The following is a 26,172-nucleotide window of genomic DNA, read 5'->3' as shown; positions in this document are numbered from 1 at the left end:
AAACAAAAAAAGGCCCAAAGGGCCTTTTTTTGTTTTTGGGAAATCAGCGAAACCTTAGGCTTCGTATTTTTCCATTACCAAACAGGCGTTGGTGCCGCCGAAGCCAAAGCTGTTCGACAGAGTGCGCTTGATCTCAACGTTTTCACGAACATCGGTGACAACCGGCATGCCGTCGGCTGCATCATCAAGCGTCTCAACGTTGGCTGAGGCCGCGATGAAATTATCTTTCATCATAATCAGGGAGTAGATGGCTTCCTGAACACCTGCGGCGCCCAGGGAGTGGCCTGATAAAGATTTCGTAGAGGCCAGTGGCGGAATGTTATCGCCAAAGACTTCGCGAATCGCTTTCAGTTCGGCGACGTCGCCAACGGGTGTGCTGGTACCGTGTGTGTTGATGTAATTGATATCGCCATCAACAGTGGACATGGCCAATTGCATACAGCGAACTGCCCCTTCTCCTGAGGGGGCGACCATGTCATGGCCATCAGAGGTTGCGCCATAGCCAACCACTTCAGCATAAATTTTTGCGCCGCGTGCTTTTGCGTGCTCAAGCTCTTCCAGAACCAGACAGCCGCCGCCGCCAGCGATCACAAAACCGTCGCGGTTTGCGTCGTAGGTGCGTGAAGCTTGCTCGGGGTTGTCGTTATATTTGGTGGAAAGCGCGCCCATGGCATCAAACAAGGCGGTCAGAGTCCAGTGCTCTTCTTCGCCGCCGCCAGCAAAAACGATGTCTTGCTTGCCCAGCTGAATTTGTTCCATCGCAACGCCAATACAGTGTGCGCTGGTGGAGCAGGCGGACGAAATAGAATAGTTCACGCCTTTGATTTTAAATGGCGTGGCCAAGCATGCCGATGTTGTGCTTCCCATTGTCTGGGTAACACGATAAGGGCCAACCCGCTTCAAGCCGCGTTCGCGTAAAATGTCGGCAGCTTCCACCAGATTTTCAGAGGAGGCGCCGCCGGAACCCATGATCAGACCGGTACGAATATTGGAAACCTGCTCTTCGCTCAAGCCAGCATCGTCAATGGCTTGCTGCATGGAGATGTACGAGTAGCCCGCCGCGTTGCCCATAAAGCGCAAAGTTTTGCGATCGATATGTTCTTTCAGGTCGATATCAACCTGGCCGGCAATGTGGCTGCGAAAGCCCATTTCTTCATAGACAGGTTGACGGCTGATACCAGAGCGCCCGTTGCGCAAGGATTCGCTTACCGCTGCGATATTGTTCCCAAGACAAGAGACAATACCCATGCCGGTGACTACCACACGTTTCATTGTTGTTTCCTCATCGGGCCATTAGCCATTGTGGCCGCTTATTATTGCACAAATAAAACGGGGGTGCCTCAGTCGGCACCCCCGTATAATGTTGATATCGGTCGCTTTAGAAAGAGTCGGTATTCTGGAAAAGGCCGACTTTCAGATCTTTGGCAAAGTAAATTTCTTTGCCGTCTACGGAGACCTTGCCATCCGCCAGCCCCATCACCAGCTTCCGCTCAATGACGCGCTTAAGGTCAATCTCATAAGTCACTTTTTTGGCCGTGGGTAAAATCTGGCCGGTGAACTTAACTTCACCAGAGCCCAAGGCTCGACCTTTACCGGTGTTACCTTTCCAAGCCAGGAAGAAGCCAACCAGCTGCCACATGGCATCCAGACCCAAGCAGCCAGGCATTACCGGGTCGCCAGGGAAGTGGCAGTCAAAAAACCAGAGTTCCGGAGTGATGTCGAGTTCAGCAACGATTTTGCCTTTGCCATACTCACCGCCATCAAGATTAATGTCGGTAATGCGATCCAGCATTAGCATATTGGGCACTGGGAGTTGGGCATTACCCGGGCCAAACAGGTTTCCGTGGCCGCACTCGAGCAGCTCATCGCGGTTGTAAGCGTTTTTAGGCTGGAATTCCATAATGTACTCTGGTTGATTAATCTTTGTGCAGCCTTGAGTGGCGGCAGTCTAGCCTGGAGGGAGTACCAGCCGGGCTAGGGAGCGCACATTCTACCGTCTAGATAAGCGATGTCTAGGGCTCAGGGGGACAGGCTATGTCACACTTAAGACGTATGGCTGTGGTATATTGGCCGCTTTTGCTTTAAGCAAGTATTACTAACCTGGAAAAGAAGGGGTTTCGGGTGAGCACACTAACGTGTTTTAAGGCCTACGATATTCGCGGGCGTGTTCCAGACCAGTTGAATGAGGCTATCGCCTATCGCATAGGATGTGCATTTGTAGAGTTTCTCGGCGCAAAGTCGGTGGTGGTGGGTCATGATGTTCGTTTGAGCAGTGAATCACTGACCAATGCCCTGATTGAGGGCATTACTGATATGGGAGCGGATGTGCTCCATATTGGTCGCTGTGGAACCGAAGAGGTTTATTTCGCCGCTTTTGATCAGCCGGTTGATGGTGGTATTTGTGTAACCGCCAGCCACAATCCCATGGACTACAACGGCATGAAGTTTGTCCGTGAAGGCGCCAAGCCAATCAGTGGTGATACCGGGCTCAAGCTGATTCAGGCTTTGGCCGAAGCTGATGATTTCAGCAAGGCTGAAAGCAAAGGGCAGGTCAGTCATGTGGATTCCCGCCCTCGTTATGTTGAGCATCTGCTGTCCTACGTCAATGTTGAGCATTTGTCGCCACTTAAAATTGTAGTGAACGCTGGCAATGGCGGTGCAGGTGAGGTCATTGATGCCCTTGAGTCCCATCTGCCCTTCGAGTTCATCAAAGTTCATCATGAGGCTGATGGTCATTTTCCTAATGGGATCCCCAATCCATTGTTGGTTGAGAATCGAGCACCAACCGCCGAGGCAGTGATTCGCCACGGCGCCGACTTGGGCATTGCTTGGGATGGGGATTTCGATCGCTGCTTTTTCTTTGATGCGAAAGGACAGTTTATCGAAGGTTATTATGTTGTGGGTTTATTGGCGGATGCGTTCCTGGCGAAACATGCCGGCGCCAAAGTGGTCCATGACCCGCGTTTGATCTGGAACACTCAGGCTATTTGTGACGCGGCGGGTGGTCAGGCCATTCAGAGTAAAACCGGCCATGCTTTCATCAAAGAGAGGATGCGTCTGGAAGATGCGGTCTATGGTGGTGAGATGAGCGCCCACCACTATTTTAAAGATTTCGCCTATTGCGACAGTGGCATGATCCCCTGGTTGTTGGTAAGCGAATTAATGAGCCGTAAGCAAGAAAGCCTGGAATCGATGGTGATTGAGCGCACCAAGGCGTTCCCTTGCAGTGGCGAAATTAACCGTACTGTAGGTGATACCGATGCATTGTTGGCGGCTATTGCTGAGCGTTACTCGGCAGAAGCGTGTGCGCTCGACGAGACCGATGGCTTGTCATTTGATATGGGGGCTTGGCGATTCAACGTGCGCCGATCCAACACCGAGCCGGTCGTGCGCTTGAATGTTGAAACGAAAGCGGATGTGCCGCTGATGGAGCAAAAGCGAGACGAACTGCTGGCATTGATTAATACCTTCTAGCGGTTGCTCGTGCCTCGCTGGCAGACATAAAAAAACCGGCAATGGAGCCGGTTTTTTTATGTCTCAACGGATGTTGCCGTGAGACGATTATTCAGTGGTTGCGGCCGACCGCAAAATCCGCGAGTTGTGCCATCGCGGTCTTGAACGTGGAATCTTCGAGATTGAAAAGCGCCGCCTTGGCTTGCTCGGCGTGATCAATGGCGGCGGCTTTGGTGTCTTCCAGTGCGCCGGTGCGGCGTACGATATCGACGACAGCATTCAATTGATCCACCGCGCCTTCGCGAATGGCATTGGCAATCAGTTCCCGATCGCCGGTTTCACCTTTGGCCATAGCGCGAATCAGGGGCAGGGTTGGTTTGCCTTCAGCGAGATCGTCACCAACATTCTTGCCCAGAGCTTCGGCATCACCTTCGTAATCCAGGGCATCGTCGATGAGTTGGAAGGCCAGTCCCAGGTGGTAGCCGTATTGACGCAAGCTGTCGCGAGTGCCTTCAGGGGCTTGGCATAACACGGCGGCTGTTTCACAAGCGGCTTCAAACAGCGCGCCTGTCTTTTTGTGAATCACCGAATAGTAATTGGCTTCATCGACTTCTGGGTTCTTGGCATTAACAAGCTGCTGCACTTCGCCCTCGGAGATCGTGTTGGTGGTATCAGACATAATGGCCATGATGTCCATACTTCCAATCGCTACCAGCATTTGAAAGGCGCGGGAATAGAGAAAGTCACCGACCAGTACGCTAGGGGCATTGCCCCACTGGGCGTTGGCGGTTGGGCGTCCACGGCGCAATTCGCTGACATCCACGACATCGTCGTGCAACAGTGTGGCGGTATGGATAAATTCGATGATCGTGGCCAGCTCGATATGTTGTTTCTGCTGGTAGCCCAGAGCATTGGCGCACAGCAGAACCAATAGCGGGCGCAGGCGTTTGCCTCCGGCATCGACAATATAGTGCCCAATGTTTTCAACCAGTCCCACATCAGAGTGAAGTTGTTCGATGATTAACTGGTTAACGGCGGTAAAGTCGTCTTTTACCGCTTGGTGGAAGGGCAGCATAGCTCGGGCCTTAGGGTTGATACGTCAAAGGCGCGATCCTAGCAGTCAGTCAGGGCAAGCTCAATAGTTGGGGTGGCGTAAGTCCTTGGCTTGCCTGCTTTTTAATCGCTTTTGGGTGCATTAGGCTTGTTGTGGGTACTCAAATACAGTAGAATGCCCGCCCTTTATACGACGCAAGCCCTGTGGAGCATCGGAGTTAACCGATGTTTTTGAAAGCAAAAGTTGTTAAATATTAATGACTTAGCTGCTTCGTGTCGTCCAAGTGCGACCGGTGATCCCGGGAGCAAACCATGGAGCATACAATGTACGCTGTAATTAAAAGCGGTGGTAAACAGCACCGTGTAGTGGAAGGCGAAACCCTGAAGCTGGAAAAAATTGAAGTAGCCACTGGCGAAACGATCGACTTCGACGAAGTATTGATGGTTGCCAATGGTGACGACATCAAGATTGGTGAGCCTCTGGTAGCAGGCGCCAAGGTAACTGCAGAAGTAGTTAGCCACGGCCGCGGCGAAAAGGTAACAATCATCAAGTTCCGTCGTCGTAAGCATCACATGAAGCGCCAAGGTCACCGTCAGTGGTACACCGAGGTAAAAATCACCGGTATTAAAGGCTAAGCTAATACCATTCGATCAATTCGCTTTACTTTGGGCCTCGTGAGCAACTGGGCATATAAATCTAAAGTAAGGCCTAACAGAGGAAGATTATCATGGCTCACAAAAAAGCTGGTGGTAGTACTCGTAACGGTCGCGATTCGGAAAGTAAACGCCTTGGTGTTAAGCGTTTCGGTGGCCAACAAGTTTTAGCTGGTAACATTCTGGTTCGTCAGCGTGGTACCAAGTTCCACGCTGGTGAGAACGTAGGTATGGGTAAAGACCACACCTTGTTCGCCAAGGCTAGCGGCGAAGTTAAGTTTGAAGTTAAAGGTCCTAAAAACCGCAAATTCATCAGCATCGTTGCTGCTTAATTGCGTGACCTGTCGCTAAGCGACACTTCAGCTTTCGCGAAAGCTTAAAAAGCCTCATTCATTTATGAATGGGGCTTTTTTATGTTTTACCTATGGTTTATACCGAATCCCTTGATTTGATATAAATCTTGCTTTGTGAGGTGGTTGTGCGAAGCCGTCCGCTGTACAGGGTGTGCATTGGTCCTGGGTCAATGTCTTACACGCAAGTACAGCACGTTCTTTCATGTGATGTGCATTTATACCGTATTGGCCTAGCATGAAATTACCTCGATTTATGATTTGAAGATAGAGCTTCGGCTTTTTCTAATTTTCCCTTCTCGGGTTACACTGTTTTTATACCAATCGAAGCCTTTGGGCGTGGAGTGATTGTGAAGTTTGTTGATGAAGCGCCAATCTTTGTTGCAGCCGGTAATGGCGGGAATGGCTGCTTGAGTTTCTGGCGAGAAAAGTTTGTTGCCAAAGGCGGCCCCGATGGTGGCGATGGTGGCGATGGCGGCAGTGTGTATCTGGAAGCGGATGATAATCTTAATACCCTGGTGGATTACCGCTACCAGCCCAAGTACCGTGCGGAACACGGTCAGTCAGGGCGTGGTGGGAATTGTACCGGGGCCAAAGGTGCCGACATGGTCTTGAAGGTGCCTGTGGGCACGACGGCCATCGATATCGATACCGAGGAAGTGTTGGGTGACTTGAGCAAAGCCGGCGACCGCCTGCTGGTGGCCAAGGGCGGCTGGCATGGTTTGGGGAATACCCGTTTTAAGTCCAGTGTAAACCGGGCGCCACGTCAAACCTCTCCCGGCAAGCCCGGTGAGCAGCGCAATTTGAAATTGGAGCTTAAAGTTCTGGCGGATGTTGGCTTATTGGGTTTGCCAAACGCCGGCAAGTCGACGCTGATTCGAGCGGTCTCTTCGGCGAAACCCAAGGTGGCCAACTACCCTTTCACAACGTTGGTGCCCAACCTTGGTGTGGTAAAGGTGCATGAGCATCGCAGCTTTGTCGTTGCCGATATTCCTGGTTTGATTGAGGGGGCCAGTGAGGGGGCGGGTCTTGGTATTCGTTTCCTGAAGCACTTAACCCGTTGTCGAGTACTGCTGCATCTGGTGGATATGTGCCCCTATGATGGCACGACCCCAGCAGAGAATGCCCTGGCGATAGTGAATGAGCTGGAGCAGTTCAGCCCGACCTTGGCCGAGCGTGAGCGCTGGCTGGTATTAAACAAGTTGGATATGTTGTCCGAGGAAGACGCTGAAGCCGCTTGCCAGGAAGTGATAGAGAAGCTCAATTGGCAGGGGCCGGTTTTCAAAGTGGCGGCGATCAACAAAACCGGAACCCATGACATGTGTCATGAGATTCTGGAGTATCTGGAATCCGTCTGGGATGCAGAGAAGGTTAACCCTGAGCTGGTTGAGCGAGAAATTGACATTCAACAGCAAATGCAGGATGAGGCGCGTGAGCGCATTGAGTCTCTGCGTGAGCGACATCGCGCTGAACGTAAAGCAGCGAAAGAACAGAGTGACGACGATTGGGATGATGATGACTATGATGTGGATGTGGAATATGTCCCCTAGATAGTCCTTCTTTCCTGCGACGCACACCATAGCAAATACCAAACATAGCAAAAAAATGAGTCGCAAGAGTTTAAGTACAAGCCGCCGCTGGGTGGTCAAAATTGGCAGTGCCCTGCTAACCAATGATGGTCAGGGTCTGGACGAGCAGGCGATTGATGCCTGGGTGGCGCAGTTAGCTGCCCTGCGTCAGTCGGGTCTCGACATCATTCTGGTTTCATCCGGCGCAGTTGCGGCGGGCATGACCCAGCTGGGCTGGAGTCGGCGCCCGAGTTCGCTTCATGAACTGCAGGCTGCCGCTGCTGTCGGGCAGGCGGGGTTGGTGCAAACCTATCAGCAGAAATTCCAGCGTTTTCAATTGCAAACCGCACAGGTCTTGCTGGATCACGATGACTTTTCAAGTCGTCAGCGCTACCTCAATGCCCGTTCCACATTGAATACCCTGCTCGAGTTGGGTGTCATCCCCATTGTTAATGAAAATGACACGGTGGTAACCGATGAAATCCGTTTTGGGGACAACGACACCCTTGCGGCTCTGGTGGCCAATTTGATGGACGCCGAGCAGTTGGTCATTCTGACCGACCAGGAGGGCATGTTTGATTCTGACCCTCGTGGCAATCCTGATGCGAAACTGATCAGTGAAGCCAGTGCTCGTGATGGCAGTCTGGAAGACAAGGCGGGCGGTGGTGGCAAGCTCGGGCGCGGAGGTATGCGCACCAAGGTTCGTGCTGCACGCGTAGCGGCGCGCTCCGGGGCGCATACAGTGATTGCCGGTGGGCGTATTGATGATGTATTGAGTCGCCTGAGAAAAGGTGAAAACCTCGGTACATTATTGCTGGCGGACCGCCAGCCGGAGGCTGCCCGGAAGCAGTGGCTGGCGGGGCATTTGCAGGCCAAAGGCAAGCTTATGCTCGACGCTGGGGCGAGTCGGGTTCTGCGTGGTGAGGGCAAAAGCTTATTGCCTGTCGGGGTGACTCAGGTGGTAGGTGAATTTACCCGTGGTGAGTTGGTGTTGTGCTGCGATGAGCGAGGCACCGAGATTGCCCGTGGTCTGGTGAATTACAACAGTGATGAGGCGCGTCGCATCATTGGTTTGTCGAGTGAGAAGATTGCGTCGGCACTGGGCTATGGTGGTGATGACGAGTTGATTCATCGCGATAATCTGGTATTGAGTGAATCCTTGTAGCCCGGTTGTCTGGAGAAAGAGATGGGTATTTTTAAAGATCACATTGAGGCAATGGCTGCTTACGCGCCGCCATTAGAGGGGCGGAATCCCGATGATTTTACCCTGTTGGACTTCAATGAACGCACCATTCCCGTAAGTCAGGCCATCAAACAGGCGCTGGTCGATTATGTGCAGGGTAATCGTTTGCAGCAGTACCCTCATTATGGTGATATTTGCGATCGTCTTGGGCGCTATTGTGGTGTCCAGGCTGGGCAGGTGATGGTGACGAATGGTTCTGATCAGGGCATTGATTTGATGATTCGGGCCTGTTGCCGAGAAGGGGATGAAATTATTATCCCGGCGCCCAGCTTTGCCATGTATGAACAAGTCGCCAAGGTAGAGAATTTAAAGATTGTCCAACCACTTTACACGCTTGAAGGCGGCTATCCGTTGGCGGAGGTCAGGGCGGCGATCACATCAAAAACCCGAATGATTGTGATCTCGAACCCTAACAATCCTTGCGGCACGCTGTTGAGTTCGGACGATATCATTGACTTGGCAAGCAGTGTGCCGGACGTCGCCATTTTGATCGACGAATGTTACTACGAGTACAGCCAGTGTACCGTTGCCTCTGCGCTTGATCGCTGCCCTAATATCGTGATTACCCGGACCTTTTCCAAAACCTGGGGTATTCCGTCTTTACGCTTTGGTTATGTTCTGGCGGCACAGGAAAACATTCAGGCCCTGCTCAATGTGCGGGGGCCTTACGATATCAATCAGTTGGCGGTGGTGGCGGCGACAGCTGCACTGGAACACCCTGAGTATACCGAGCGCTATGTTGCCGAGGTGATGGAGGCGGCGAAGCCCCGGCTGGAAGCGTTTCTCAAGGCGCGTGATGTCGTCTTCTGGCCGTCGGCGGCAAATTACCTTTGGGTCTTTCCTGATCATCCCGAAGCGGTCAACGAATGCTTGCAGCGTGCTGCAATTTTGGTACGGCCTAAACCCGATACTGAAGGGCGATTGGGGTTGCGCATCACCATTGGTACGCTTGAACAAACTGAACAGCTGATCGCTATTTTGGAACAGTGTTTATAAGTTGTTGATCCATCGGGGACGCAAACAATCCAGCTGCTCGAGCGGCTGGATTTCCTTGGCCTTCATCCGTCCCTCGCCTTCCTCGGCCGCGATGCCTTATCCTGGCTAACTTGCCGTCGCGTAGGTGCATTCGCCTGTCGCTCAGAATCTTCTATACTCACTGGAGTTTTAACCGGAATTTCACTCGTTTTAACGTGAGCTGCAACCTTTTATTTCCCAGTCTCGTCTAATGCTACAACCGGGCTCCTAAGAAGGACGCCATTACAAAAAATTTAGCCGGTCATGCTAATGATAAAGGAAGGCACAATAATGAAACGCCTGTTTAAGTTCCTCGCTCCTGTTGCTGTTCTCGCTGGTGGCGTCGCCGTCTGGGCTGTGTTGGATGCAACCAAACCTGAACCTGAAAAGAAAGAAGAAGTGAGCCAGGCGCCATCGCTTTTTGTCGAACCTGTACAGCGCCAGGAAGTTACCCTGAAAATTCGTACCCAGGCCGAAGTTAAAGCGAACACCGAGGTTAATGTGATCAGCCAGGTGAGCGGTATGGTCGAGTGGGTTTCTCCGGAATATATTGAAGGTGGTCAATTCAAAGCCGGTGAGACCATTCTGCGAATAGATGACGCGGATTATCGTTTGTCGTTGAAGCGTGCGGAAGCGCGTGTGGCTGAGGCGAAAACGCGTGTAGAGCAGGTAGAAGCCGATGCCGAAGTGGCGCGCCGTCAGTTACGCGGTGTGAAAAACCCCTCCGCTCTGGCACTCAAAAAGCCACAGCTTGCGGAAGCTAAGGCCAACCTGAAGGCCGCCGAGGCAGACCTTGCTCAGGCTCAGTTAAACTTGAAACGTACCAAAATTTCTCTGCCTTTTGATGGGCGCCTGAAATCCATCTCTGCAAACATCGGTCAGTACATTGCTTTGGGCAGTAATGTTGGGCGCGCATTCGCGACGGACAAAGTGAAGCTGCGTTTGCCGTTGACAGATCGCCAGTTGGCCTCGTTGAACTTGCCCATCGGTTTTGTGGCCACTGAAGAGCGTACGCCACTGGTTAAATTGAAGGCCAACTTTGCCGGTCAGCAGCAAGAGTGGGATGCGCAGTTGACACGTGTCGATGCCGCTTTTGATCAGAGTACTCGTTTGGTGTACGCCGTAGCGGAAGTGAAAAATCCTTACGAATTAAGTACGCCTTTGGCGGTTGGTTTGTATGTGAGTGCGGAAGTGTACGGCGATACTATTGATCAGGCTTTGGTGGTTCCGCGTGCTGCATTGCGAGCCAACGATCGCATCTTTGTGGTGAATGACGAAAAACGTTTGGATGTTCGCGAAGTGAATGTGATTGATAAGACGCCAGAACGAGTGTTGATTGAAGGTGCCGTTCAGGAAGGTGAAATGGTGATTGTGTCGCCATTGCGTAATCCAACTCAGGGCATGGCGATCAATATTCTTGAACGTGATGAACAAAGTAAAGTGCAAACCGCTACTGTAGCGGAGGACAGCGCGAATGGATAAGTTAATTGCCTGGTTTGCCAAAAACCCGGTAGCCGCCAATCTGTTAATGGTTGGTTTGTTGGCCGCTGGTTTTTTGGGCTACGCCAATGTTGAGCGGGAAGTATTCCCAATTTTTGAAGCCAACCGAGTTGAAGTGAATGTGCCCTGGCCGGGCGCGGCGCCTCAAGAGGTGGAAGAACAGGTTGTCATTCGTATCGAGGAGGCTTTGAAGGATCTCGATAATGTCGACCGCGTTAATTCGTTCGCCTCCGAAGGTTTTGGGCAGGTGCGCGTTGATGCACTGGGCCAGGTGGATATGGCCGAGTTTGTGAATGACGTCAAGCTGCGTGTTGATAGTATCAATTCCATGCCTCGTGATATTGAACCGCCGCAAGTTCGACAAGCTATTTATCGCGATGAAATGATGCGCTTGGCGGTTCATGGTGATGTAGGTGAAAAACGCTTGACCGATATGGCGGAAGAGATCCGCGATGAAGTTGCGGCCCTGCCCAATATTTCTATTGTGGAATTGTTTGGCGCCCGTTCAGAAGAAGTGTCCATTGAGTTGTCTGAAAACGCGATGCGTCGTTATGGCCTGAACTTTGATGAAGTTGCTCGAGTGATTCGCGCAAACTCCATTAACCTATCTTCCGGTAGCGTGCGCACCAGCACTGGTGACGTGCAACTGCGCGCTCGCAATATGGCGAACAATCAGCAGGACTTTGATGAGATTATTCTGCGTCAGAGTGAAGATGGTGGGCTGGTTCGTCTTGGTGATGTTGCCAAAGTGATTGATGGCTACGAAGAAAATGAAATTCTGGCCACTCTGAACGGAGAGCCTGCGGTATTGGTTCAAGTGATGACTATGGATTCCATGGACATCGTGGCGGCCAGTAAATCCATGCACGAATGGTTGGAAGAGCGTCAGGGCAATATGCCCGAAGGCATCAGTCTGACACTGTGGTGGGACTCTGCGGACATTTATAAGAACCGTATGGACACCATTACCTGGGCGGCTTTTTCCGGTCTGATCCTGGTGTTTTTGGTGCTGATTCTGACGCTGCGCCCCCAGGTCGCTATGTGGGTAACGGTCGGTATTGGTGTGGCCTTCATCGGAACCATGGGCTTTCTGCCGGTTTACGATGTATCGCTGAATGTGTTGTCCACTTTCGCGTTTCTTTTGGTTCTCGGTATCGTGGTTGATGATGCCATCGTGGTGGGGGAGAGCATTCACCATCATGGCAGTGATCATGGTGGAGGGATGGAATCAGCAATTGAAGGCACCAAGGCGGTATCCAAGCCGGTGATCTTTGCGGTGTTAACCACCATTGTGGCTTTTATGCCCTGGATGTTCCTGAGTGGCGATGATGTGCAAATCACTCGTATGTTGTCCATCGTGATTACGGCGGCCTTGGTGATTTCTCTGGTGGAAGCGTTCTTAATTTTGCCGGCGCACTTGCGTAAATTGCACCCACGTCAAAACCTGCACGGTTTGGCGCGCACTCAGCAGAAGATTGCCCACACCTTGGTGACGTTTGCAAATACCACTTACCGTGGTTGGATCGAGAAAGCGATTAAGTATCGTGGCCTGACCATTGCGACATTTGTCTCCCTGTTTATTATCAGTGTAGGCGTGTTTGCCACAGGTTGGGTGAAGTTCTCATTCAATCCTGAAATTGAAAGTGACCAGGTCATTATTAATGTGCAAATGCCTTCCGGGTCTCCGTACAGCCGAGCACTTGAAGTGCTTGATCAGCTGCAAAAAGCGGAAAAACAGCTGGAAGCTGAGGTGAACAGCAGTGCCGAAGGTGGTAAGGCTGAGCTGATTGAAAACTGGTATACGCGTTCGCGCCGTGACAGTGTGATTGCCATTGTGAAGTTGGCACCACCGGAAGTGCGCCAGTTGTCCGCAAAGGATACGGCAAAACGTTTGAGTGAGTTGGTGGGTGAAATTCCAGATGCCGAAAGTGTGTCGGTTGAGTATACCTTTAACAACGGTGGCCAACGTATTAACTACTCACTGCAGCACAAAGATCTGGAAACCTTGCGTGAAGCGGTTGCTGAATTGGAGATGCAGTTGCAGTCCTACGATGCCATCTTCTTTGTTCGCAACAATATGCAAGGCAGTGCCGATGAGTTGCGCTTGAGTCTGTTACCGGGTGCCGAGAAACTGGGAGTGGATTTGGCTGCTGTCTCCCGCCAGGTTCGTCAGGCTTATTATGGCGAAGAAGTTCAGCGTTTACCGCGAGCTAACGGTGATGTGCGTGTGATGTTGCGCTACCCACGTTCTGCTCGCCACAGCTTGGACAGCCTGGATGATTTCCGCATTCGTACGGCCGATGGCCGAGAGTTGCCCTTGTTCTCAATTGCCGAGGTGGAATATGCGCCGGGTATCAAGCGTATCAATCGCCGCGATGGTCGTCGCAGTGCTTACATCGACGCTGAATTGAGTGGTGATGTGCGCAAGGACATCATGGACGATATGGAAGAAAACTTCTTGAAAGACTGGAAGGCTCGTTACCCAGGCTTGCTGGTGAATAAAGCGGGTCAGGCGGAAGGTGAAGCCCAGTTTATGAAGGAAATTACGTCCCTCTACACCATGGCCCTTTTCGGCATGTACGCGCTGCTGGCGATTGCCTTTAAGTCTTACTTCAAGCCAATCATTATTATGACGGCGATTCCGTTTGGCTTTATGGGGGCCGTTTACGGTCACTTGATTTTCGATACGTCAATGGCGCTGTTCTCTTACTTCGGTATCGGTGCGGCGGCGGGCGTAGTGGTGAACGACAATCTGGTATTGATGGATTACATTGGTAAATTGCGTGCGAAAGGCATGTCGGTTCGCGAGGCGGTCATCGAGGGTGGTGTTAATCGTTTCCGTCCGATTCTACTGACATCCATCACAACCTTTATTGGTTTGATGCCTATGTTGGCTGAGCGTTCCACCCAGGCACAGTTCCTTCATCCTGCGGTGATCGCCTTGGCCTTTGGTGTTCTGTTTGCGCTGTTTGTTTCGCTCTTGCTTGTCCCAGCTCTTTATTCGCTGGGTGCCAGCATTAAATCGGGTGTCTTGTCCTGGTTTGGTATTCACTACAGCATCCATGGTGAACAGGATAAGCAGATTGAAAAGAGTGACGACGCTCTTTCAAAAGCCTAATCAACTGAAACCCTGGCATTAGCCAGGTGCGACGATGCCTCGCTGGAGTGTTCTCCCGCGGGGCTTTTTTTATGTTCAGTTTCGGAAAATGATGCTTGGTCTCGAGCAATGCTGCTCGTATGATGTGGGCCTTATTGATGAGGCCGTTTGAGCATTGGCGTTCGGTCAGATGCGCATTGAGGAGTTGGTTATTTTTCACATCGCTTTGCATTTTATCGTGCCCTTCGCGGTTGCTGTGTGCTTCTTTCCCAAGCACTGGCGTAAAGCTTATCTGCTCATGATGTTAACCATGTTGGTGGATATTGATCATCTGTTGGCAACACCCATTTATGACCCGAATCGCTGCAGTATTGGCTTTCATCCATTGCATCGCTTGCCCTTGATCCTGGGCTATGTGGCTCTGTGTTTGTTCAGCAAAACCCGTTGGGTGGGGCTGGGCTTGGTAATTCATATGGCACTGGACAGTATCGACTGCCAGATGAATATCGGGCAGTGGACGAACTGAATAGGCTAGGCTTTATAAGCTGGAAAACTGTTGAGAAAGCAACTCGGGGTTGCGCAGGATGGGATCATTCTGCAGCAGGCGCTCCCAGCTGGGTATCAGGCTCAAGCTGCGCTTCCCCTGACCGAGCTTGGGAATCCAAAGTCCATCGCGGTTGAAGCGATAAATAGCTTGCAGGTCGTTTCTCTGGGCAATGGGCTTTAAGTCGTCACTCAGGCTGTCCAGAAGCACTTCCTGACCGTTATCGAAGCGCACCGAGACTACCATGTGGCTGCTCTTGATGTGGCGAGAAAAGACATAGTGCAGCCGTAGCTGATCTTCTCTGTATCCCAGTGCGAGCAGTGTGGAAAATTTGGCGATGCTAAGGTCTTCACAGTCGCCTCGTTGAGTGCGGATGGTGTCAAAGCTGCTGGACCAATGGTCGTCAGATTGCCATTGTTGGCGATCACTGCGCCAGGAGAAGCGGTTGAAATATTGATTGAGGGCACTGAGTTGCTCAATGGGATCGAGCTGTGGATTGCGCAGTCTTTCAACCATATTGGCCCAGTGGTTTAGGGCGCTAATCCCCTTGATTGTCTGGGGCTCGCTTCCGGTGTTCGGGTTTGCTGTATTCTCGGCTTGGGCGTTGCTCAGTTGGCTGGTGAGCAAGAATAGGCTGCAGATCGTGATGCGTAAGCCGGTCGTTCGCGAAAAAAACTGTCTCATTCGGGTCTCGTCAATGCAGTTGGAGGCGTCAGGTTTCGTGAACTATGTCATGCAAGTGCAGCGTGGTCGCTACCGATTGCGGAAAATGAGCCTACTTAACTACGGATATCGTTATTATTTTCATCCTTAGTATTGAGCGATAGAGACAAGTGGTCGTTGGAACTCCCACGAGAGCGTGAGATGGGTACACCGGGCCGCTTTTTCCTTTCTCCAGACGCAAAAAAGCCGACAAAAGCCGGCTTTTTGACTGTCTTAGCAAAGCTGCAATTAAGCGGCCATCGCCTTAACTTGCGCGTTCAGACGGCTCTTATGACGAGCGGCTTTATTCTTGTGAATAATGCCTTTGTCTGCAATGCGGTCAATGACAGGTACTGCCGCTGCGTAAGCAGCTTTTGCGGCTTCAACATCGCCAGAGTCGACTGCGGCAATAACTTTTTTAATGTAAGTACGCACCATGGAGCGAAGGCTGGCGTTGTGCTGGCGGGCCTTTTCGTTCTGGCGGGCACGTTTTTTAGCTTGAGGTGAATTAGCCACCGTAATGCTCCTATAACGTTTTGGTCTAAATTAAGGACGCGGTATTATGCCGTTTTCGATTTCTAAGTCAAGACTTTTGCGCGATCCAAGCGGTGAATTTCCCCCTGTTTTGGCGATCTTAGCGCAAATCGTCGTTAGGGGGTGTGGCGATATCCCTGCGTAGGCCTTTGGGCAGCACCATGGTAAAGCGAACACCTCCCAGATCGGCACGATTTTTCGCATGAACCTTGGCCTGATGAAACTCGGCAATGAGTTGGACGATACGCAGGCCCAGCCCCAGATGAGGGCGCTCACGATCGGTTTTCTCTCGTACCGAGACCAGCGACTCAAACAGCTGCTCGCTGAGCAGATCGGGCAGCAGCGGGCCATCGTTCTCGACTTCGAGGCGATAGGCCGATGGGCTCTCGCTCAGTGACAAGGTGATGCGCCCACCCTGGGGGCAGAAATCAACGGCATTCTCAATCAATTTATCCAGAGCTTGGGCCAGCAGTTCTGGGGCCCCTTGGTAAGGGATGTTGCGGTTCTCGTCCAGCTCAAGCTCAATGCGGCAGTGTTCAGCAAAGGTGTCACGATAAGCCAGAGCCAGATCACGCAGCAATTGGTCCAGGTGAAAAGGCTCTTTTTCGGCGCTTTGAATAGCCGCTTCGACCTGGCTGGCTGCCCCCATGGCATTGAGTATGGCTGAAAGGCGTTCGCTGCCCTGTAAGGCTCGGCTGTTGTAACTGCTTTGCTCTTCATTGAGGTCGCATTGCTGAAGGTTGTCCAGGGAGGTTTTGACCACCGCCAGAGGGGTACGCAATTCATGGGAGAGCTTGCTGGACAGGCTGCTGAGGTAATCACTGTAAGCCCGCAATCGGCGCAGCAGAGTATGGTGATGCCGGCTCAGGTCGCCAAGTTCGTCTTTGGCCTCACTGGGGGGCTGCAAATAATGTTCGGGTTTGGGGCGGCCGTATTCATCCAGCGCTTGTTCCGCCGCCTGGCTGAGTTTGGTGATTCGCCAGCCCAGCCAACTGGCATAAGCCAATAGGGCGGCCCCGAGGACAAAACTGCCCAGGCTGGAATAGAGTAAGAGGTTGAGCAGAGCCGAGTTCATCAGGCTTGCTTGGGTATCGTTGCTTTGTTCAGCGATTACTGCGCCTTGAATCGCACCGCTGGGGCCTATAACCGGGGCGCTGGCTCGTACTTTGAGTTGTCCGTCCCCCTGATACCAACGATGGTCTGCTTGACCTGTGAGTGCGCTTTGCAGCTCATTGCCGAAATACCAACCACTGCGCTGCCAGTCCTGCAGGCGCTCGAGCTGCTGGCTTTGCAGCAGTCGCTGATAGATCCAGGCCTTGATCGGGTGCAGTCGCTTGGGGGCATCCAGGTAGTGGTTCAACATTGTCGGCGCCTGATCAGCTAACAGCTCGCCCTGGCGGCCGCTGACGCTGAGGCGAATACCATCCTGGCGAAATGGTTTAAGCGCATTGTCGAGGCTTTCCTGTTGATAAACGAGCCTTGGAGCTTGCTGCTCACTGTCCCATAAACCCAGTTGCTCGCCTTGATCCGAGACAACGGTCAGATTAAAGCGATCGTCCAACAGGTCCAGTGGCAGTTGGAGTTCCACTTGATACCCTTTGCTGGTTTCACGCCACCAGCCCTGAAGGCGGTGCTCAACCAGAATGTGTTCACCGCTACGGTAGCGGGCAATGATTTTACCGGGGGAGCTGGTGCTGAGTGCATAGGTTTGGGAGGCGCTCTGAAGCAGCAAGTGGTCGCCATTGGCGAGACCGTGTTTTCCCGGGTGGTAATAGCTTAACTCGCTCTTTGTGACCTCAACAAAAACAAACAGTCGGTCGTGGGGGCTGCGCAGGCGTTTTCGATTGGCAAAGGTTTCCGCCTCGGCGCGTTGAATCATCAGGCGCCAACGAGCATGGTAGTCGTCTTGTCCGGCTTGATAGAAAGGTCCATGGCGCCAGGCGGGCCAATCTCCGTCATAACCATCCAGGACCAGTTGCCCTTGTTGCAGGGGCGCAAAAAAGCCCGACTGACGATTGCTTGCCTTTGGCTCCGGCCAGACCGACAAGTGTTCTTCGTTGCTCAAGGCGGTGGCGACGGCTCTGGCCTGAGCGAGCAGAGCTCGGCTCTGCCCGTCACGCAGCAGTTGGTCCATTTCCTGCAGATGCTGGTAGCCCGCCCAGGGGATCATCAACGTGAGCAAGCTGAGGAGCAACAACTGCCGACTGAGTTTCATTCAGCGGCTTCCTGCCAGCGGTAGCCCATGCCATAGGCGGTTGCAATGCAGCGAAACTCGGGATCAATCTGCTGGAATTTCTTACGGATACGTTTGATGTGGGAGGTGATGGTGTTGTCGTCCAATACGACGTTGGCCGCGTCCATCAACTGCTGGCGATTTTTAACGTGGCCAGGGTGTTTGGCGAGTGCGTGTACGATCCACAACTCGGTGACCGTCAGATCCAGGAGGTGATTTTGCCAGCGGGCATGCATGCGATCGAGATTGATATCCAAAGGGCCGCGCTGCAGACAATTTTCTTCAGCTTCCTGTTCAGGCCCTTGCAGGGCTTCCATGCGGCGAAACAGTGCCACAATGCGTGCGAGCATATGGGCCTGACTGATGTCTTTGGTGAGGTAGTCATCGGCTCCGAGACGCAGGCCGCTGATCATGTCCAGCTCACTGTCACGGGCAGTGAGGAAAATAATAGGCAGTTGGGGCGCCTGGGCGCGCAGTTGCCGGCAAAGATCAAAGCCGCCTTCGATTTCCTCGCCCAGCCCCACGTCAATGATCGCCAGATCGGGTAGAGCTTCATTAAAAGCCTGCAGCGCACTGGGGCGATCGATATAGTGACTGACTTGGAACCCCTGACGTTGTAGAGCTTCCTGATAGTTGGCCGCGATAGCAACTTCATCTTCAACAATGACGATATGCCTTGGCATGTTGTGTCCTTCCCTTGTTTGAGGGGCATAGTGTATCGCTATGTCGTGGAAAATAAATCCCCGCCATAATTGATCATAATTCGACTCCAACTTGCCATGGTTGTGGCATCGAGCTGCCACAGCTGCTTGATTTAATACCCTGAAACAATTTACAGGGTAGAAATATGATGGCTTTAGATTCTTCACCGGCGTTACATTTATGTCGTCAGCGCTTTCGCCGCGGGCGGATTCCAAAACATTTATTGCTTGAGTCGCCGGTAAAGAGTCGACGTTGGCGTCAATATATTCTGGGCGTTCTGTTACTGCCTTTGCTTGTTCTGTTTATCGCCTTTGCGGATTCAGTGCGGGCAGAAGATGATTATCAGTGGCAAACGCGTCACCAGGAAAAGGGCGGGGATTTGTTCTTTCTCGATGATTCAGGTCGTCGTGCGCCGGCTTTGCATATGTCGAGTGATTTCAATGTTGAGATCAATGGCATGGTGGCTGAGATTACCTTGCAGCAACGTTTTAAGAATCAGGGCAAACAATGGCTTGAAGCCGTGTATGTGTTTCCCATGGACGAGCAGGCGGCGATCGGTGCCATGCAAATGCGCGTGGGAGACCGCTTGATCAAGGGAAAAATCAAAGAAAAGAAGGCTGCGCGTAAACAGTATCAATTGGCACGTAAGCGTGGCCAGAAAGCGGCTCTCAGTGAGCAGCAGCGAGCCAACCTCTTTACCCAGCGTGTGGCGAATATTGCTCCGGGGGAAGAAATTGAAGTCGAACTCAAGGTTGTGCAAAGTGTAAACCTCCGTGATTTCCCTGAACAAGGTGGCCTGCAGTTCAGTTTGCGTATTCCCTCAACCCTGACTCCGCGCTATATGCCGGGACAGGTGTTGCGTAATCCAAGTACCCCATCGGAATTGAAGCTCGATCATCATGGTTGGGCACAAGCGACCACTCAGGTTCCGGACGCAAGCGACATCAGTCCGCCGATGGTGGCTTCGAATGAGATTGTGAATCCAATGAGTTTGCACATCAGTCTTGATGCGGGTTTGCCTTTGGCACGGGTTGAAAGTCCGAGCCACAAACTCTCGGTTCGAAAATTGGATAAACGTCATCAAATCGGCCTGGCCAATGGTGTAGCAGCGATGGATCGCGATGTCATTTTGCAGTGGTCCCCGAATCCCTCATCTCAGCCGCGTGCGGCGTTGTTCCGCCAGAGTAAGGAGCAGAATGATTACGCCATGGTCATGTTGTTGCCCCCTCAGACTCTGGCATCAGCAATTCCTAGAGAAGTTATTTTTATTATCGATACTTCCGGTTCAATGGACGGCGAGTCGATCATCCAGGCGAAGGCGGCACTGAGCACCGCGATACAACAGATGGGTGATGGTAACCGTTTTAATATTATTGAGTTCAACTCTAATTACCGCATGTTTTCAAGCAATCCTCTGTTTATGAATCAGCGAAACCGTCAACAGGCTCTGGATTTTGTTGCCAGTTTGCACTCAGGCGGTGGTACGGAAATGTTGCCGGCGTTGCGAGAAGCATTGCAGGGCAAGCCTGTGGAAGGTTTTTTGAAACAGGTTGTTTTTATTACCGATGGCAGTGTAGGTAATGAAGCGGAATTGTTTCGGGAAATTCACAAGCTGTTGGGGGATAGCCGCTTGTTTACAGTGGGCATTGGTTCCGCCCCGAACGGTTTTTTTATGCGCAAAGCCGCGGAGTTTGGTCGCGGCAGCCATCGCTATATTTCTCGCCTGGATCAGGTAGAGGATGAGATGGGCCATTTGTTTTCACAATTGGCTGCGCCAGTGTTACGTGATGTTCGTATTCAGTGGCCGGAACATCTTAAGGTCAATGCATTGCCTGAAAATATTTCCGATTTGTACATGGGTGAAGCCGTGTTGATTCAGGCCAAATTGACCGAGAAAAATGCCAGCCAGGTAATGGATGGCAATGTCATCATCAGAGGCCAGCTAGCCGCTCAAGCGTGGCAGCAAACTATTTCACTGGCAGCACTGGCTGATCGTCAACACCGGGGTTTGTCGAATTTATGGGGGCGAAAAAAGATTGCCCAATTGGAAGATGAAAAAACTTTGGGGCGAGATCCGAGTGCAGTCAAAGCCGAGGTTCTGAAAATTGCTTTGGCCGAACAGTTACTTTCCCCCTATACCAGTTTCATCGCAGTGGAAGAGAAAATTTCCCGCCCAATGACGGCGGTGTCTGATCGTGTGGCGGTGCCCAATCAACTGCCCAAGGGCAGTGCCAAACCAGCCGTGGCCAAGGTGCAGCAAAAAACGGCCATGGCTTACCCGAAAACGGCGCTTGGTTGGGAGCTTAAGTTGTATCAGTCTCTGTTGATGTTGTTGCTGTGCGCGCTTGTTTATGTCGCATTCCATTTCGGGTCTCAAGGTATGTCATTTGCGCGAGCGGAGACTAAATGATGCCAAAGCGTTCGGGTTTGCATCGTTTTGTTCGGCCGCGTTATTTGTTTGGGCTACTGTTGTTCGCAGCTTGCCTGCCAGGCTTACAAGGCCTCTGGATGTTGTCAAAAGCGCAGCTGGCGCAATATCTGTTGCAACAGGCCTGGGTGGAGAGCATCGAAAAGGGGGGGAATGTGCGCCCCTGGCCTTGGGCCGACAGTTGGCCCGTTGCGCGCCTGCGTTGGTCAGATGCCAATATTGATATGCTGGTATTGTTTGGTGCCCAGGGCTCTAGCTTGGCTTTTGCTCCTGGTTTGGCGGAAGCGGCCAACGGCGCAAAAATGATTTCCGCTCACCGCGATACGCATTTTCGCTTCCTGTCGAAACTGCACGTAGGTGATACGATCGAGCTGCAGGAACGTGATGGTGTGTGGCAATCCTGGCAGGTTGAATTTGCCGAAATTCACGATATAAACAAAGACCGCCTATGGTTGGGAGAAGGGGAGTTACTGCTCGTGAGTTGCTATCCTTTTGAACAAATCGAAGCGGGCGGGCCGCTTCGATTCGTGTTGCGTTTGAGACGTGTAGAGGTTCAGACCGCGACCTCGCTTACCGCCAATCGCCCATCGCCAGTAATGGGCTTGGGTCACGTCCTTCGCTTAGCCATATAACAATTGCCTGCTCTTCAGCATGGAAGGCGTTGACATCCGGTAAGCTGATTACCGCTTTACCTTGTGCGTTTAAGTCGGCCTTGGCAACATCGAGTACCACAAAGTCATGTTGCAAGGTTTTTCGGCGGTTTTCGCCCGCTTTGATTTTGTGCTTGAGCCCAAAACCTAAAATAGCCAAGTTCACGGTGTATGTTTTTTTTCCACTTGAGTGTTCAGGCTGGAAGGTGAGCTGAGCATGCTCGTCGGAAATATCGGCCGTCAGTTTACCAATTGCTTTGTCGTCGCTTTGGGGAACCGAGCGGCGATAAAACCAACCGTTCCATTGTTCGCCGTTGGTCATAAAACCCGGAGTGGCAACGGTTTTGCTGTGTCCCAGATGCTTATAAATGCGCTGGCGGTGGCTGAATTGACGTTGTGCAAAAGGATCTTCCCAGCCAAGGTAGTCCCAATAGTCAACATGGAAATTAATCGGGATCAGGCGGCTCCACAAATCCGGTGATTGCTTCAGCTTTGTAAACCAACGTTCGGCTGGCGGACAACTGCTGCAACCTTGTGAAGTGTAGAGTTCCAACAGCATGGGGTTTGTCGCTTGCGATTCCAGCGTTTTAGATTGCGCGCTTGAAGGAAGGATAAGGCTCACTAAAATCAGCAAGCTGTTTAAGATCATCATCGGGCGGTAAGGACTCATGAGAACACCATAAAGTCTCGAGGGTATGGAATTGTCTGACTTGCAGTGTGATTCCAATTGCCGCGCCAAGCCTCACAAATCTATAACAGACCGATATTATTACTGTGCTTGTATCCAGGCATGCAGACAAATGAGAGTTTAAGGGCGTCGTAACCCCAATTTGTCGAGCTCAAAACACACTGAGTCAACTCTGTCGTGGCCAAAAAAGGGCTCGCCATTAATGTTGAAGGTGGGCACTCCCCAGTGGCCGCAAACTTCCAGATTGGTTTGGTTCAGTTCCACTTCTTTTTCATAGCTTTCCGGGTCTGCTGCAATGGCCGCGTCCATACTGGCTAAATCGAGTCCGGCGCGGTCAGCCGCCTGGGTTAAATGATCACCTTGATCCCAATGTTCGGTACCACCAAAGATCAGGCGCGATACTTCCGCAGCGTACTCCAGTCCGTGGCCGCGACGATTGGCTTCCACTCCCAAGTGCACCAGACGGTAGATATAAGGTTGTTCTTCGCTAGCCTGGAAGGTGTCCATATCGGTAACGATTGGATCCGGTTTGGGCCAGGCATGAGGCAGTCCCATCATCTCTGCACGACGCGGCCAATCTTTGAGAATATAGATGCCGCGTTTTAAATTGTCGGGGTCAAAAAAATCCCGCTGCCGCACGGCCAGTGGTAATACCGGACGAAGCTGAATGTCGACATCGTAATGGGCTTTTATTTCTAAAGCACCGGGCGTTACAAGATAAGAATAGGGGCTTCGAAAAGAAAAAAATAAATCGATGACCAAGCTCATGGGCACGCCTCTTTATTGTATGAATAGCCATGAAGTGTTCGATCAACGCTATAGCAGGGAAAGGCGTATTGCAAGTATGGAGGCACCATGACGAGGGTTCACGGAAAAAGCCGCGACCCAAAGGCCGCGGAAAAGTGTACAGCGAGTACAAAGGAAAACCAAAACCTCGGATGGTGCTGAGGTTAATAGAAGCAAAAAGTTACCGGCTGGCGGTTTGTTCTGAGTCGTCTTCGGTTTTGAACAGCTCAATGCTGACGCGACGTTCCTGGGCGTATTGTTTCGGGTTCTGACTTTGGGCGTATTTAGAGCCATGACTGAAGGCTTCGATGCGTGAACCGTCTACCCCCAACTGTTCAAGGGTCAGACGAACATTTTTGGCGCGGTACAATGACAGAACATTGTTGTATTCATCCGTGCCCCTCGGATCGGCATAACCGTCCAGGCGAACACGCAGTTGCGGATTGGATTGCAAAAATTCAGCGAGTCGAGTCAATCGGCGGTGTCCATTGTCACTCAGCTCATCGGATCCGGTCTGAAACAACAGCTGAAATTCAAGGTTGTGCCAGGCCAGTTGTTCAAGCTGTTCCATCTGCACCTGACTGTTGGCCAGTTGTTGGCGCAAGTCATAAAGCTCGGCTTGGGCTTGGCTCAGTGACATAGCCGTCTCCTCCGCTGTATCTGCTTTTTCAATGGTTTCACCGATAAAGGCACCGCTGATGGCGCCAATCATCATCCCGACCGGGCCGCCTGCCGCCGCACCTGCCAGGGTGGCGCCAACAAAGCTCATGCCTTGCTTGGCTTCGGTCGATACTTCCGCCTGGCTGATGGGACTGGCCAGAGCGGCACCGATGGCGATGCCTGTTGTTATTTTTTTCAATGAGTGTGAAGTATTCATCTTGTCTCCTTAACCGCTCCTGTCTGGGCTGTTGTTTTCTGCGTTGGGGTTATTAAAGCGAAGTAATCTGGCTGGCAGAGGGCGAGAAAGAGGCAGTTTGAGATCAAAAATGACCAAATATGGCAGGGTGGGCTGTATCTTCCCGTTCCAGGTGTAACCTATGTGTCACGTGTTCGGGGAAACGAAGGGGTAAGCTGTTGTTTTGACAAGAATAATACAGGGCCAGCCCAATGATAGAAGCCTCCCGTTTTCCAGCGGTAACGTCTGCCTTCAAACGCGTCTCCCCCCTTTGCCTGGCGATTGGGCTATGCAGCAGCCTGCCCGCGCTGGCTGACGATAAGCAGTTGTATTGGGGGGACACCCATTTGCACAGCAGTTACTCATTTGATGCCTATTTGTTTCGCAATCGTACGGCGGACCCAGACACCTCCTATCGCTATGCCAAAGGTTATCCGGTCATTCATCCACTGCATCGCGGTCGAGTCCAGATTGAAACACCTCTGGATTTCCTGGTGGTTTCCGATCACGCGGAAATGATGGGCGTTGTGCGAGGCCTGGATCGAGGCGACAAAATTCTGGCCGATATTCCACTTGCACAAAAATACATGACCTGGATGAAGGAAGGGCGCGCCAGAGAGGTATTTGCGGAATTGGTCGCTGGCGCAAACAGCGGCGAACGGTCAGCCGAAATGCAAGCATTAAGCTCACCAAAGGTGCGTAAAACCATGTGGAGCGAGATTGTCGATGCGACAGAGCGCCACAATGAGCCCGGCAAGTTTACGACGTTGGTGGGCTGGGAATGGTCCTCCATGAACCAAGGTGCCAATCTGCATCGTATTGTGTTGACCTCGGCAGGGGCAGATAAAGCCAAGCAGTTTATTCCATACAGCTCCTTGGAGAGCTGGAAGGCCGAAGATCTTTGGAATTGGATGGCCGAGACATCGAAAGATTTGTCCATCGATATGATTTCCATTCCACACAACCCAAATATCTCGAAAGGTGAGATGTTTAATAATGTGGACTCCGATGGACGTCCCTTGAGTGCCGAGTATGCCCGCACGCGAATGCGCTTTGAGCCAATTATCGAAATGACTCAGATTAAAGGCGATTCAGAAACCCATCCTCTTTTGTCTCCTAATGATGAATTTGCCGATTTTGAAACCTATCGTTTCCTGATTGAAACTCGTCCCGGCGTTGAAACAACCGCCCCGGTGAATACGGGTTCATATATGCGTTCGGCCTTGCAAAGAGGTTTGCAGCTCGAGAACGAACTGGGTGTTAATCCCTATAAGTTTGGTGTCATTGGTTCGACAGATGCCCATTCCGGTTTGGCTTCTGCAGAAGAAAACAATTTTCACGGAAAGATGGCCTTGGATGGCACGCCCAATGGTAAAAATGCCATGCGTGTCGGTAAAAAAGGCGCAACAGGGTGGGATATGAGCGCCCAGGGACTGGCCGCTGTATGGGCGCCGGAAAACACTCGCGACGCTATCATGGCCGCTTTTCAGCGACGCGAGGTGTACGCCACCACCGGACCGCGAATCAGGTTGCAGTTATTTGCCGGTTGGGATTTCCGTTCCAAAGACGCACACAGTAAAACGTTTTCCGACGTCGGTCAGCGCAAAGGCGTTCCCATGGGCGGTGACCTTGCGCAAGCTCCTAAAAATAAAGCACCTGGCTTTATTGTGCGTGCGGTGAAAGACCCCAAGAGTGCGAATTTGGATCGCGTGCAAATGGTGAAGTCCTATCTGGATGCCAAGGGCAATCCACAAGAGAAAATTTACAACATCGCCGTATCGGATGGTCGCTCATTGACGAACACAGAAGCCCTGCCATCGACGGTTGATGCGGAACGTGCGAGCTACACTCATTCCGTGGGGGCGAAGGAGTTCAGCAGCTTTTGGCAAGACCCTGATTTTAATCCTATGCATCGCGCTGTGTATTACGTCAGGGTACTTGAAATAGCGACTCCTCGTCACACCACGTTTGACAAAGTGGCTTTAGGGCAGGCAGCTGAGCCGAACCGGACGAGCATCCAGGAACGCGCATACAGTTCCCCGGTTTGGTATACCCCATAAGAGATAACAGGTAGTGAG

Annotated in this window: 22 protein-coding genes; 12 read left to right on the top strand and 10 right to left on the bottom strand. The window is 51.9% G+C overall.

Annotated features, from left to right (window positions below; all coding sequences use genetic code 11):
• Positions 1-54 precede the first annotated feature (54 nt).
• Together fabB and fabA are read right to left on the bottom strand one after the other, a co-directional pair.
• Entirely contained in the window at positions 55-1,272 is a 1,218-nt protein-coding gene (fabB, locus tag ABWW03_RS00880; RefSeq protein WP_353405794.1) for a beta-ketoacyl-ACP synthase I, read from the bottom strand.
• A 106-nt stretch (positions 1,273-1,378) separates the two neighbouring features.
• Positions 1,379-1,900: a bifunctional 3-hydroxydecanoyl-ACP dehydratase/trans-2-decenoyl-ACP isomerase gene (fabA, locus tag ABWW03_RS00875; protein ID WP_208020075.1), complete on the bottom strand. Its 522-nt coding sequence runs from the start codon at positions 1,898-1,900 to the stop codon at positions 1,379-1,381.
• Positions 1,901-2,121: 221 nt separating this feature from the next.
• On the opposite strand from fabA, the gene ABWW03_RS00870 reads away from it, so the two are divergent.
• On the top strand, positions 2,122-3,474 hold the full coding sequence (locus ABWW03_RS00870; RefSeq protein ID WP_353405793.1) for a phosphomannomutase: 1,353 nt from the start codon (positions 2,122-2,124) through the stop codon (positions 3,472-3,474).
• Positions 3,475-3,565: 91 nt separating this feature from the next.
• Here ABWW03_RS00870 and ABWW03_RS00865 read toward each other — a convergent pair whose 3' ends face one another.
• A complete protein-coding gene (locus tag ABWW03_RS00865) occupies positions 3,566-4,528 on the bottom strand; it encodes a polyprenyl synthetase family protein (protein ID WP_353405792.1) in 963 nt (320 codons plus the stop codon).
• Between the two features lie 302 nt (positions 4,529-4,830).
• Between ABWW03_RS00865 and rplU the strand changes: the two genes are divergently transcribed.
• From rplU to ABWW03_RS00825, 8 genes are all read left to right on the top strand, one after another.
• Positions 4,831-5,142, top strand: a complete 312-nt coding sequence (gene rplU, locus ABWW03_RS00860; RefSeq protein ID WP_166850089.1) for a 50S ribosomal protein L21 — start codon at positions 4,831-4,833, stop codon at positions 5,140-5,142.
• 92 nt (positions 5,143-5,234) lie between these two features.
• Complete coding sequence (rpmA, locus tag ABWW03_RS00855; protein WP_353405791.1) at positions 5,235-5,492, top strand: 50S ribosomal protein L27; 258 nt, start codon at positions 5,235-5,237, stop codon at positions 5,490-5,492.
• Between the two features lie 368 nt (positions 5,493-5,860).
• Positions 5,861-7,060, top strand: coding sequence for an Obg family GTPase CgtA (gene cgtA, locus ABWW03_RS00850; protein ID WP_353405790.1), 1,200 nt, complete (start codon positions 5,861-5,863; stop codon positions 7,058-7,060).
• Positions 7,061-7,115: 55 nt separating this feature from the next.
• Complete coding sequence (proB, locus tag ABWW03_RS00845) at positions 7,116-8,243, top strand: glutamate 5-kinase (RefSeq protein ID WP_353405789.1); 1,128 nt, start codon at positions 7,116-7,118, stop codon at positions 8,241-8,243.
• Between the two features lie 21 nt (positions 8,244-8,264).
• A complete protein-coding gene (locus ABWW03_RS00840; protein ID WP_353405788.1) occupies positions 8,265-9,317 on the top strand; it encodes a pyridoxal phosphate-dependent aminotransferase in 1,053 nt (350 codons plus the stop codon).
• A gap of 309 nt (positions 9,318-9,626) precedes the next feature.
• Positions 9,627-10,817 (top strand): efflux RND transporter periplasmic adaptor subunit, encoded by a 1,191-nt coding sequence (locus ABWW03_RS00835; RefSeq protein WP_353405787.1) that lies wholly within the window; start codon positions 9,627-9,629, stop codon positions 10,815-10,817.
• Complete coding sequence (locus tag ABWW03_RS00830) at positions 10,810-13,953, top strand: efflux RND transporter permease subunit (protein WP_353405786.1); 3,144 nt, start codon at positions 10,810-10,812, stop codon at positions 13,951-13,953. Before ABWW03_RS00835 ends, ABWW03_RS00830 begins: the two co-directional genes overlap by 8 nt.
• Positions 13,954-14,122: 169 nt before the next feature.
• Positions 14,123-14,458: a DUF6122 family protein gene (locus ABWW03_RS00825; protein WP_353405785.1), complete on the top strand. Its 336-nt coding sequence runs from the start codon at positions 14,123-14,125 to the stop codon at positions 14,456-14,458.
• A 12-nt stretch (positions 14,459-14,470) separates the two neighbouring features.
• On the opposite strand, the gene ABWW03_RS00820 is transcribed toward ABWW03_RS00825, so the two are convergent.
• The 4 genes from ABWW03_RS00820 to pdsR form a co-directional block, all read right to left on the bottom strand.
• Entirely contained in the window at positions 14,471-15,160 is a 690-nt protein-coding gene (locus tag ABWW03_RS00820; protein ID WP_353405784.1) for a transglutaminase-like cysteine peptidase, read from the bottom strand.
• A gap of 267 nt (positions 15,161-15,427) precedes the next feature.
• Positions 15,428-15,694 (bottom strand): 30S ribosomal protein S20, encoded by a 267-nt coding sequence (rpsT, locus tag ABWW03_RS00815; protein ID WP_353405783.1) that lies wholly within the window; start codon positions 15,692-15,694, stop codon positions 15,428-15,430.
• A 118-nt stretch (positions 15,695-15,812) separates the two neighbouring features.
• Positions 15,813-17,927, bottom strand: a complete 2,115-nt coding sequence (locus tag ABWW03_RS00810) for an ATP-binding protein (protein WP_353405782.1) — start codon at positions 17,925-17,927, stop codon at positions 15,813-15,815.
• Positions 17,924-18,628, bottom strand: a complete 705-nt coding sequence (gene pdsR / locus ABWW03_RS00805; protein WP_353405781.1) for a proteobacterial dedicated sortase system response regulator — start codon at positions 18,626-18,628, stop codon at positions 17,924-17,926. The genes ABWW03_RS00810 and pdsR overlap by 4 nt, the downstream gene beginning before the upstream one ends.
• Before the next feature lie 164 nt (positions 18,629-18,792).
• Between pdsR and ABWW03_RS00800 the strand changes: the two genes are divergently transcribed.
• Together ABWW03_RS00800 and ABWW03_RS00795 are read left to right on the top strand one after the other, a co-directional pair.
• Positions 18,793-21,057, top strand: coding sequence for a marine proteobacterial sortase target protein (locus ABWW03_RS00800; RefSeq protein WP_353405780.1), 2,265 nt, complete (start codon positions 18,793-18,795; stop codon positions 21,055-21,057).
• On the top strand, positions 21,054-21,707 hold the full coding sequence (locus ABWW03_RS00795; protein ID WP_353405779.1) for a class GN sortase: 654 nt from the start codon (positions 21,054-21,056) through the stop codon (positions 21,705-21,707). The genes ABWW03_RS00800 and ABWW03_RS00795 overlap by 4 nt, the downstream gene beginning before the upstream one ends.
• Here the strand turns inward: ABWW03_RS00795 and ABWW03_RS00790 are convergent.
• The 3 genes from ABWW03_RS00790 to ABWW03_RS00780 form a co-directional block, all read right to left on the bottom strand.
• Positions 21,646-22,395 (bottom strand): DUF1223 domain-containing protein, encoded by a 750-nt coding sequence (locus ABWW03_RS00790; protein WP_353405778.1) that lies wholly within the window; start codon positions 22,393-22,395, stop codon positions 21,646-21,648. The genes ABWW03_RS00795 and ABWW03_RS00790 overlap by 62 nt on opposite strands.
• A 138-nt stretch (positions 22,396-22,533) precedes the next feature.
• On the bottom strand, positions 22,534-23,181 hold the full coding sequence (locus ABWW03_RS00785) for a 2-hydroxychromene-2-carboxylate isomerase (protein ID WP_353405777.1): 648 nt from the start codon (positions 23,179-23,181) through the stop codon (positions 22,534-22,536).
• A gap of 199 nt (positions 23,182-23,380) precedes the next feature.
• Positions 23,381-24,076 (bottom strand): OmpA family protein, encoded by a 696-nt coding sequence (locus ABWW03_RS00780; protein WP_353405776.1) that lies wholly within the window; start codon positions 24,074-24,076, stop codon positions 23,381-23,383.
• A 230-nt stretch (positions 24,077-24,306) separates the two neighbouring features.
• Between ABWW03_RS00780 and ABWW03_RS00775 the strand changes: the two genes are divergently transcribed.
• A complete protein-coding gene (locus ABWW03_RS00775) occupies positions 24,307-26,154 on the top strand; it encodes a DUF3604 domain-containing protein (protein WP_353405775.1) in 1,848 nt (615 codons plus the stop codon).
• The last annotated feature ends 18 nt before the right edge of the window (positions 26,155-26,172 follow it).

The organism is Pseudoteredinibacter isoporae (assembly GCF_040372805.1).
GTDB lineage: Bacteria > Pseudomonadota > Gammaproteobacteria > Pseudomonadales > Cellvibrionaceae > Pseudoteredinibacter > Pseudoteredinibacter isoporae_A.
The sequence above is the reverse complement of the archived record's forward strand: the minus strand, read 5'-3'. Positions and strand labels throughout refer to the sequence as shown.